Here is a 9,822-nt window from a genome sequence, read left to right as displayed (position 1 = left end):
TTAAATGGACTTAGTCCATGGCTATATGCTAAAGAGTTTTTGATCAATTAGAGAATATTTTATATTTATAAACTGTTTGAAAAAGGGTAAGTCTTCAAAAACAGGGAAGGTTACCATTACGGAAAGAAAATTTTAGATAAATTATTAAAGCCATCAGATTATCGTATAGATAAATTTGAAATAAAGAATCAATCAGTCGTATATGGTGATATGCATATTTTAAAAATGGTAAATTTGTTGAGAATAAAGAACAAATAAGTGAATTTTTTGAAAATTGTAAGAGTTCAGAACCTTAATAATAGCTTGACGAGCTGCCAACGGCAGCTCTTCTTTGTTAGATTAGATAGTTTAACTATAAGTACAACGGAAAAGAATTGCAGGAGACGGGGTAAACTTCACTATTAGTCAAATTTCTAAAAAATATAAAGGTTTGGATCAAAACCTCGCTACAGCCTTAAGTCAGTAAATTCAACTTTATTTCAGCCGGTCCGGATTCTGTTTCAGAAAACTTTCCCAGCCGGTGTATGATTTCTCATTGGCAATTGTGCCTGAGTTAAAGTGGTGGCATACGGCGACGGCAAGACCGTCGGAGGCATCTAAATATTTTGTTGGGAATTCCTTTAGATTCAGAAGATTCTGCAGCATTCCTGCTACCTGTTCTTTGCTGGCATTACCATTGCCGGTAATGGCCATTTTAATTTTTTTTGGAGAGTATTCTGTGATGGGAATGTTTCTGTATAGGCTGGCGGCCATGGCTACACCCTGGGCGCGCCCCAGTTTCAGCATACTTTGTACGTTCTTGCCAAAGAAAGGTGCTTCAAGAGCGACCTCATCAGGATGGAACTCGTCTATGAGAGATAAGGTTCTTTCAAAAATATACTTGAGCTTTGTTTCGTGGTTAGGATACTTTTTTAATATAAGTTCATGAATCGATACCATTTCCATTTTACCTTTCTTAACGGAAATAATGCCGAATCCCATGATGGTGGTGCCGGGATCAATACCTAAAATTATTTTCTCTGAAATCATTGCTGCAAAGATAGGTTTTTCTAAATCTTTTTTAATGCTGAAAAAAAATTCAATGAATAGTGATTTGTGTTTAAATCTTTCTTAATTTTAATAAAAAATGATCATGAAAAATTTACTTAATGTAATAATTGTTCCCATGTTTCTGCTTTCTAGTTTTCAGAAAGAGAGTGAATTAACTCAAAAGAGAAACAAGGTATCAGAAAAGACCGTACAAAAAGGAGACCGGATTATGTATTTATTTTTTAAAGCCGCTAAAGACCAGTCTGGGAGTGAAAAAATTGTGCTTCAGGACAGCAAAATTATGGAGGGAAGATTGAAAGTGGTTCCTTCTTTTGACAGAGATGAGGTCCAAAAAGGAGATTTTATTATTACGGTCCAGGAAGCAGGGGGAAAAGAAGTTTCCAGGCAGCTTGTTAAAGATCCTTTAAATCCTGAACTGGAAGTGTATGAAAAAGAGGATATTTCCAGACACAAAGCTAAACTTCCCGATGCTGAATTCAGTGTAAGGTTTGGCTATACGGAAAACATCCAATCTGTAAAAGTTGAAAAAGCAGCAGACGATGGCGTTCAATTATTACTCACTCAAAAACTATAATCATGAAAAAAGTTTTATTATCCCTCCTCATTGGAAGCAGCTGTTTTGCCCAGGTATTTGAAAAAGTTTCTCTTTTACAAAGCGGGGCAAATGATAAACGGATCATCATCGCTGTTTTGGGAGATGGCTTTACCAGTGCTCAGCAATCTTCTTTTGTTTCATCAGCACAGTCAACCGTTAATTACCTTTTTACGAAAAGCCCTTACAAAGAATATAAAAATTATTTTAATGCCTACGCAGTTAAAGTCATTTCCACCCAATCCGGTGTTAAGCATCCAGGAACTGCTACAGATGTTACAGAGCCGGTTATCCCAGTATCGAATCCTAATAACTATCTTGGATCCAGTTTTGATTTTGGAGTTCACAGATGCATTTACAGCAATACAACGAACAAGGTAGGGCAGGTATTGGCTGCCAATGTTCCGGATTATGACATTACCTATGTGTTGGGAAACTCTACTGAATATGGAGGCTGTGGGGGCACTTATGCCTTCGCCTCGCTTAATAGTTCTTCCAGTGAAATTGTAGTGCATGAGCTAGGACATTCTTTTGGAAAACTGGCCGATGAGTATTGGTTTGCAGGGTCCCTGGAATCTCCGAACAAAACACAAAACTCTAATGCTGCCACTGTAAAATGGAAAAACTGGGTTGGCGTAAACAGTGTAGGAGTGTATCCTTATACCGAAAGCCCAAGCTGGTTCAGGCCCCATCAGAGCTGTGAGATGAGATATCTTAACCAACAGTTTTGTTCTGTTTGTAAAGAAGCTATTGTGGAACGGATTCACTCCCTAGTTTCTCCCGTAGACTCTTATACTCCTGCTAATAATGCCACTTTAAATGCTAATTCAAATATTACTTTTACGGTGAATGAAATTCTTCCTAATCCCAATACACTAGTCAATTCATGGAAGTTGAATGGAGCTATCCTCAGCGCAACGGGGAATACCATAACAATCACACCTTCTCAGCTTAACAATGGAAATAATACCTTACTTTTTTCAGTAACCGATAACAGCCCGCTTTTAAAAGTAAATAATCACAGTACCCTTCACTTTACCAACATCACCTGGACGCTTAATAAATCGGGACTAAAGGTTTCTAAAGTTACAGCAAGAGAAAAAGGATTCAGTATCTATCCCAATCCTACGAACGGCCTGTTTTATATTAGGGCGAAACAGGATTTTTCAAAAAATGTAAAAGTTGAAATCTATGATGCTTCAGGCAGGCTGATTCCTGCAAAATTTGAATTAAAAGACTCATCGACATTATGGGTAGATATTCAAAATGCCTCTTCAGGATCTTACGTGCTGAATGTGGTGGAGGATGATCAACCTATTATTTCGCAGAAAATTATAAAAGACTAAATTTTAAAATCGGCTAACATGGCCGATTTTTTAATGTACAGACAGTTTCTTTTCTGCAATGGGAACCCATCTTCCATCATGGCGGAGAAGTGAAATCTTGTCAACTAAAAAGCTAGTTTTGTAGTTTTTCTCCTTATATTTTTCCCAGGCCCTGAGGTAATTGTCCCAGGAGAGGTTTCTATATCCTACCGTGACGTGGGGGGTAAAGGAATAGCTGATAAAATTAAAATGCTGTCTGACCCGGTGATGGAGATCTGATAAGCCGGGATTGCTTTCGGGCCTTACAAAGATGACTGGATTTTTAGGATTGGGAAAACTTCCGAAACCGTTCAAGTGGATTTCGAAAGGGAGCATCTGAGTATTGATTTTATGAAAAGCCACAAAAATATCTTCTTCAAGCTCGGCTTCTCGTGAAAACGGAGGGAAAAGCGTGATGTGGGCATCATTTTTTAGTGCCTTGGAATTGTCATAAGAAACAGCCATATCCCTTTTAAAAGCCTGGATCTCCTTAATGATGTCCTGGGGAGGATAGATCGCAATGAAGTACAGCTTTTTCATACGGCAAATTAAAATTTTTTAATCACAATTCACTCATAAGAATAACGAAAGGTACATAATATGCACTTTGGGAAGCTAATGTTTTGATCTAAGTGCTTCCAGAGTGTTTTCCAGATGGTCCGTAATCTTCTTCACCTCAATATGCGGCCTGAAGATATAGGCCTTGCCTTTTTCCTCATCTGCTATATTGGAAAGAATAATAACGGACGTTTTTGTTTCCGGATAATAAATATTCAGCGAAGGAGAACCTTTCACATATCCACTGTGAAAGTAGGACATCGGTTTCCCAATATTCAGCATAATCCCATAAGCATATCCCATCTTTCCAAGAATGGCATGATGTCTTTCCGCGCTTTTGGCCATAAACTGCTGAAGCGTTTCCGGCTTTAGAATTTTACCCCCGTAAAGCGCATTGTTCCAGGTGTGAAGATCCTGAACCGTAGAAAGGACTCCTCCTGCAGGAGTTCCAATCTCTTTTCCACCCAATCTTTTAGGCATATTAGGGACCTCCTGAAATGTGGCAGGATTACCGAGATAAGCACTGGCGAAATGAGAGCCGGTAAATGTATCTCCCGTATATGAATGGGTCATTCCTGCTTTTTTGAAGAGTTCAGCTACGTTGGCATCATACGATTTTCCGGTAACTGCTTCCACAATTTTCCCTAAGGCATTAAATCCGTCATTGGAATAAAAGAAATCTGAACCGCTTTTGAACATCAGCTTTCCGCCCATCATATTCAATCCGGACGTATGATTCAGAAGCTGGTGAATCGTTATGTTTTCGTATTCTCTGATCTGGAATTCTTTGAGGTATTTGGAAACCTTATCGGTAACATTCAGCTTGCCCTGCTCCATCTGGAGCAAAACCAAAACAGCTGTGAACTGCTTGCTTACCGAGCCAATCGCAAAAATAGTACTGCTGTCAATTTTTGTTTTCTTTTTAAAATCAGAATATCCGCTTTCTTTTCTGTACAGAGGCAAGGAATCCTTGTAGACGGCAATACTTCCGTTGAATTTATATTTTTTAAAAACCGAATCAATCTGCTGTTCCAGAAGTGTTTTTTGAAAAGCGGTAACCGTAGAATCTATAACGGCCTTTTTATCAACTGGAGGTTGGGAAGGTTCAGTTTTACAGGAAACTAATAGAAATATCCATAGGAAGAATGCTAAATTTTTGATCACAGGTGTTTTATTTAAATTGAATTATACTCTTAAAGATACTGAAAATTTTCAAGAGCGATAAGGGAAGCAAAATGCGTGCTACAATCGGCTCGATGCATGTTTAATATCCTGATCATTGATTTTTAATCCATATTTAAGACTTTTGAACTGTATTATTGATCACAAATCAGATCCGAGAACCAGAAAACATAATTTTCTTCCTGATCTTTTGAGGAGCTTTTAGGCTTGGGGTATGTTTTTTTCACGGTCTCACCCACCTTAAATGCAATAGGAGCCTTGAAGATCGGTCCCTCAAATGTAAAGGTGTGAAACTCTCCGTTTTCTCCACAGGGATCAACATTTTCCGGAAGATCGTCAAGAAATTTCTGATCAATGATTCTCCCGGCAAAACTTTTATCCAGATAAGAACCATTGACACATGTTACAATGGTTTTAAAACCAAGATCCAGAAACTCATGGATAAGGTCCGAAGTATCTTGTTTCCAAAGAGGAAATACAGCGGTCATCCCAATGGCATTCAACTGATCTTCCCTGTACTGACGGAGGTCTTCAAGAAAGATATCTCCAAACACAGAATGTGTAATGCCCCCGGCCTGAACTTCAGCCATAGTGGTACTCATGATTTCCTGATATTCAGCCATAGAAGGATCTTTGGGCAATTCCATCTTAAGCAGCGGAATACCAATACTTTCTGCCTGTTTCTCTAAAAGGGAAACATGAACTCCATGCATGGAAATCCGTTGGAACTCTTCATTAATACTTGTAAGAAGGGTCGTAATCTCATACTGATTGTCCTGCATTATTTTATAAAGAGCCAGGGCAGAGTCTTTTCCACTGCTCCAGTTGAATAGGGCTTTTGGTTTCATATACACTAAACTTTGTTCAAATTTTAATAGATGTGAGGTAAATTGTAACAATTCTGTGAATGATGTTGTCTTATAGAGAGATAAAAAAAAATCACTTATATTTAACAAACTAAACAAAACACATGAAAAGTCTATTATTGGGGACGGCGGTCCTATTTTTCACAGGAATCACAAATCCTGCATTTTCACAAAAAACTGAGGCTCCAAAATTTGTGAGCAATACGGAAGGAGTAAAAGAGTACTCTTTAAATAACGGGATGAAAGTACTATTGATTCCTGATCCATCTCAAAGTAATATGGTAGTAAATATCGTTTATAACGTAGGTTCTAAAGATGAAGGCTACGGTGAAAAGGGTATGGCGCATCTATTGGAACACATGTTGTTCAAAAGTACCAAAAATCTTGGAGATATCAAAAAACAACTTTCTGATAAAGGGGGAAGAGCAAACGGTACTACCTGGTACGACAGAACGAACTACTATGAAGTTTTCCCTTCCAGTGATGAAAATTTAAAATGGTCTTTACAGATGGAAGCGGACAGAATGATTAATGCTACCATTTTGCAAAGTGATCTGGATAAGGAGTTTTCTGTTGTTAGAAACGAATTTGAAATCGGAGAAAACAATCCCACAAGGGTAATGATGCAAAATGTATTTTCTACAGCATATACATGGCATAATTACGGTAACAGTACCATTGGCAGCAAGGAAGATATTGAACGTGTAAAAGCGCCCACCCTGAGAAAGTTCTATGAAAAATACTATCAGCCGGATAATGCAACCCTTATTGTTGCCGGAAAGTTTGATGAAAATAATGCTCTGAAATATATCTCTGATTATTTCTCCATACTTCCTAAGCCAACCCGTGAGTTAGGCGGAACCTATACGGTAGAGCCGGCACAGAATGGAGAAAAGTATTTTGAAATTAAACGAAATAACGATCAGCAGATTATTGCAGCAGGTTATCACACCTCCGCATACGCAGATAAAGATTATGCAGCGCTGGCAGCTCTTTATGAAATTCTCACTTCGGATCCATCCGGATATTTGTATAAAAATCTGGTAGAAAAACAGAAGGTATCAGGAATCTGGAACTTCAGCCCGGTAGTGAGAGATCCGGGAATGGTCTATTTCAATTTTGATGTCCCTAAAGATAAAGACCTTGGAGAAACCACGACCCTGGTTAAGGCAGAGCTCGATAAAGTAGCCGGTACAAAATATACAGAAGACGATCTTAAAAGGGCTAAGGCTAAATTGATGAAGGATATTGATGATGCAAAAAATAATACGATCAACTATGCGATTGGTTTTACAGAGATCATAGGTGCCGGAAATTATAAACTCGCATTCCTGTACCGGGATAATGTAGAAAACCTGAAACTGGAGGACATCACCAGAGTTGCCCAGAAGTATTTTAAGAATAACAACCGTACCATTGGAGTTTTCAGACCTTCTGCCAACGAAGAAAGAGTTTTTCCTACAGAATTCAGGGATAATCAGATTGCAGATATGGTAAAAGGATATAAAGGAAGAGCATTAGAAAAAGAACCCGCACCGTTTGAAGCATCTATTGCCAATCTGAAGAAAAACCTTACCGAAGGAAAACTGTCCAATGGAATGAAATACGGACTAATCAATAAAGAGCTTAAGGGCGATAAAGTACAGGGAACGTTCCGTTTAAGATTAGGAAATGAAAAAGATCTGCAGGGTAAAAATGCAATTGGTAAGGTAACAGCTGCCTTATTGAAATCGGGAACAAAGAATAAAACCAAAGAACAGATACAGGATGAACTGGACCAGATGAAGTCGTCTATCGATACCAATCTTTACGGGCAGAATCTGATCATCAATATCAATACCTATAAGCAACATTATCCAAAAGTGATGGCGATTTTGCAGGACATGCTTGCCAATGCCGCATTCCCGGAAAATGAGCTGGCTAAGACGGTTACAGAAACCAATACCTGGCTGGAAGGACAGCTAAAAGATCCAAATGCTATTGCAAGCAATGAACTCCAGAGACTGGCATCTCCTTATCCGAAGAGCAGTATTTTCTATGTGCCGTCATTACAGGAGCAGATTGATGACAATAAAAAGGTAACGAAAGCCCAGGTGACAGAGTTCTACCAAAATATGATAGGAGCTTCAGATGGCGCAGGAACAGTGATCGGGAATCTTGACGCCAAGTCTGCAACTGCAGAGCTGGAAAAGACTTTTGGTAAGCTGAATTCAAAATCAAAATTTGCAGAAGTAAAACCAACATTCTTTGAAACCAAAAAAGAAGATAAAAATATCCTCACTCCCGATAAAGAAAATGCCGTAGCATTGGGAACATTAAGTTTTAAAATGAAACAGGATCATCCTGATTATCCGGCATTGGTGTTGGCGAATGAGATTCTAGGGAGCGGCGGTTTCCTTTCTGCGCGATTACCGATGAGACTTCGTGAAAAAGAAGGAATCAGCTATGGAGTAGGTTCTTATCTTAACGTGCCGGTTTCTAATGAGGTGGCTTCATGGAATTATTATGCCTTCTTGAATCCAACAAAAAGAGCAGCAGTGGAAGCCGCTATGAAAGATGAAATAGCTAAAGCTCTGGCTTCAGGTTTTACGCAGGAAGAATTGGATTCGAATAAGAAAAGCTACGCCAACGGTAGAAAAACAAATTTAGGAACGGATAATATGCTGATCAACCTGGTCAATAACAAACTTATTTTTGATATTCCATTGGAAAGTTTTGATGAGCAGAATGCAAAAGTTCAGAATCTGAAACTTTCTGAAGTTAATGCCGCTCTTAAGAAATACATCTCTGCGGATAAGCTGATTTCAGTTTTTGCCGGCGATTTTAATAAAAAATAAATTTTATAATTAACCCTAAGCGAAACCCATAGATTATTTTCTATGGGTTTTGTTATGGAAAGAATGCTTAAAAATTGATCTTACCGATCGGGTTAAGAAATCCAGCTGGAGAGGGTTGTCACTTTCCATCCGGCTTTTGTTCTCTCTATTTTATAGCTGGCTCCTGAAAAAGACGCGCTGGAACTCATGATGTACACATTTGGATTTTTATCACATTGAAATAAGGGTGAATAGCTCAGTTGCTCCAGTACCGAATGATACTGTTTTCGGTATTCTTCAAATTCCTTGGGTGTCAAAATAATGATTTTGTAATGTTTGGGATTGATCCTTTGCAGATTGGTATCGTTGGTAACAATAAGTTTGATGGTATTCGGAAGGCCCAATTCATTAGAAAATTCTTCTTTATTTTTATCACTTTCGGTTACTTTTTTTGGTTGTTCTAGATGAATGACAAAGTCTTCATAAGGAGAAAGACCGGCTGATTCTGTGTTTTCACCAAAGATGATGCCTTCATAGAGTCTTGTAAAGTCATTGGAAGAGCTGGCAAACCTGGGATTGAGATCTTCTGAATCCGGAATTCCATCCCCATCTGTATCCTTAGAAAGAGGATTCAGGAAAAGGTTGCGTTCCTCTATATCAGTAAGCCCGTCTTCATCAGAATCCTTTATAATTTCACTGAGGTCCAGAATAACGAGAGCATTGTCTTTTACCACCTCATAATCTGGTGACAGAGGATGTATACTGGGCTCAGTCATTCTTACAATGTCAGCTTCAATCTGAAGGTGATTTTCATCCCGCCAAAAAGGTTTTTGTGAGTTTTGTTTGAAGTAATAATTTTTGCCTCCGGACAATCCGGTATAATATTTTTTCCAGGTCTTTCCTTCATCTTCAGAAAGAGAAATCCAATATCCGGAACCAAATGCAAGCATTTCATCATATTTAAAATCCTGATAAAGAATAGCCCATTGCTTGCCATTTTTTTCCACTTTTAATTACAGAAGGTTTGGAGATATTGCCAATCATCTTTGCTGCTTCAATCCTACTTAGCGAATCTCTGACCTTGAATTCCTTTTCAAAGTCTTTGGGATCAATTTTCATAAGGGCTACTGTCTTGGCAATAGAGATTTCCAGAGAGGCTATAATATCTTTAGAACGCGCAGGATGATCTATATACTCAATTTGTACATAGCTGAAAACCGGTTTAAGGGCCTCTTCTTTAGTTATGGGTTCAAATGTATACGATTTCCAGTGAGCTTTTAGGCTGTCCTCATATTTTGCTTTTGCAGAACTTTTGCATTCTTTTCTGCTTTGTCCATTTGCCCAGCCAACCATAATACTGAACAGGACGATGAATAAAATTTTCATGTTGGTTT

9 protein-coding genes are annotated in these 9,822 nt (G+C 38.4%); 3 read left to right on the top strand and 6 right to left on the bottom strand.

Annotated features, from left to right (window positions below):
* Positions 1-474 precede the first annotated feature (474 nt).
* Positions 475-1,029: a crossover junction endodeoxyribonuclease RuvC gene (gene ruvC / locus DRF67_RS12895; protein WP_115928695.1), complete on the bottom strand. Its 555-nt coding sequence runs from the start codon at positions 1,027-1,029 to the stop codon at positions 475-477.
* Between the two features lie 103 nt (positions 1,030-1,132).
* Between ruvC and DRF67_RS12890 the strand changes: the two genes are divergently transcribed.
* Both DRF67_RS12890 and DRF67_RS12885 read left to right on the top strand, forming a co-directional pair.
* Positions 1,133-1,624, top strand: a complete 492-nt coding sequence (locus DRF67_RS12890; protein ID WP_123912742.1) for a hypothetical protein — start codon at positions 1,133-1,135, stop codon at positions 1,622-1,624.
* 2 nt (positions 1,625-1,626) lie between these two features.
* The gene (locus DRF67_RS12885) at positions 1,627-2,988 is read left to right on the top strand and encodes a T9SS type A sorting domain-containing protein (protein ID WP_115928693.1); all 1,362 of its coding nucleotides are present in this window, start codon (positions 1,627-1,629) and stop codon (positions 2,986-2,988) included.
* Between the two features lie 30 nt (positions 2,989-3,018).
* On the opposite strand, the gene DRF67_RS12880 is transcribed toward DRF67_RS12885, so the two are convergent.
* From DRF67_RS12880 to DRF67_RS12870, 3 genes are all read right to left on the bottom strand, one after another.
* On the bottom strand, positions 3,019-3,546 hold the full coding sequence (locus DRF67_RS12880; protein WP_115928692.1) for a 2'-5' RNA ligase family protein: 528 nt from the start codon (positions 3,544-3,546) through the stop codon (positions 3,019-3,021).
* A 75-nt stretch (positions 3,547-3,621) separates the two neighbouring features.
* The gene (locus DRF67_RS12875; protein ID WP_115928691.1) at positions 3,622-4,728 is read right to left on the bottom strand and encodes a serine hydrolase domain-containing protein; all 1,107 of its coding nucleotides are present in this window, start codon (positions 4,726-4,728) and stop codon (positions 3,622-3,624) included.
* 152 nt (positions 4,729-4,880) lie between these two features.
* The gene (locus DRF67_RS12870) at positions 4,881-5,594 is read right to left on the bottom strand and encodes a Dph6-related ATP pyrophosphatase (protein WP_115928690.1); all 714 of its coding nucleotides are present in this window, start codon (positions 5,592-5,594) and stop codon (positions 4,881-4,883) included.
* Between the two features lie 122 nt (positions 5,595-5,716).
* Between DRF67_RS12870 and DRF67_RS12865 the strand changes: the two genes are divergently transcribed.
* The gene (locus DRF67_RS12865; RefSeq protein WP_115928689.1) at positions 5,717-8,449 is read left to right on the top strand and encodes a M16 family metallopeptidase; all 2,733 of its coding nucleotides are present in this window, start codon (positions 5,717-5,719) and stop codon (positions 8,447-8,449) included.
* Positions 8,450-8,541: 92 nt separating this feature from the next.
* Here the strand turns inward: DRF67_RS12865 and DRF67_RS12860 are convergent, their stop codons facing one another.
* Together DRF67_RS12860 and DRF67_RS12855 are read right to left on the bottom strand one after the other, a co-directional pair.
* Positions 8,542-9,435 (bottom strand): hypothetical protein, encoded by an 894-nt coding sequence (locus tag DRF67_RS12860; RefSeq protein WP_115928688.1) that lies wholly within the window; start codon positions 9,433-9,435, stop codon positions 8,542-8,544.
* Positions 9,389-9,814: a hypothetical protein gene (locus tag DRF67_RS12855; protein ID WP_115928687.1), complete on the bottom strand. Its 426-nt coding sequence runs from the start codon at positions 9,812-9,814 to the stop codon at positions 9,389-9,391. Before DRF67_RS12855 ends, DRF67_RS12860 begins: the two co-directional genes overlap by 47 nt.
* Positions 9,815-9,822 lie beyond the last annotated feature (8 nt).

Source organism: Chryseobacterium pennipullorum (assembly GCF_003384725.1).
Taxonomy (GTDB): Bacteria; Bacteroidota; Bacteroidia; order Flavobacteriales; family Weeksellaceae; genus Chryseobacterium; species Chryseobacterium pennipullorum.
The sequence above is the reverse complement of the archived record's forward strand: the minus strand, read 5'-3'. Positions and strand labels throughout refer to the sequence as shown.

Excerpts from the sequence above, each read along its gene's own strand:
- DRF67_RS12855 (WP_115928687.1), bottom strand. The coding sequence starts at position 9,814 with ATGAAAATTTTATTCATCGTCCTGTTCAGTATTATGGTTGGCTGGGCA.
- ruvC (WP_115928695.1), bottom strand. The coding sequence starts at position 1,029 with ATGATTTCAGAGAAAATAATTTTAGGTATTGATCCCGGCACCACCATC.
- DRF67_RS12870 (WP_115928690.1), bottom strand. The coding sequence starts at position 5,594 with ATGAAACCAAAAGCCCTATTCAACTGGAGCAGTGGAAAAGACTCTGCC.
- DRF67_RS12865 (WP_115928689.1), top strand. The coding sequence starts at position 5,717 with ATGAAAAGTCTATTATTGGGGACGGCGGTCCTATTTTTCACAGGAATC.
- DRF67_RS12885 (WP_115928693.1), top strand. The coding sequence starts at position 1,627 with ATGAAAAAAGTTTTATTATCCCTCCTCATTGGAAGCAGCTGTTTTGCC.
- DRF67_RS12890 (WP_123912742.1), top strand. The coding sequence starts at position 1,133 with ATGAAAAATTTACTTAATGTAATAATTGTTCCCATGTTTCTGCTTTCT.
- DRF67_RS12880 (WP_115928692.1), bottom strand. The coding sequence starts at position 3,546 with ATGAAAAAGCTGTACTTCATTGCGATCTATCCTCCCCAGGACATCATT.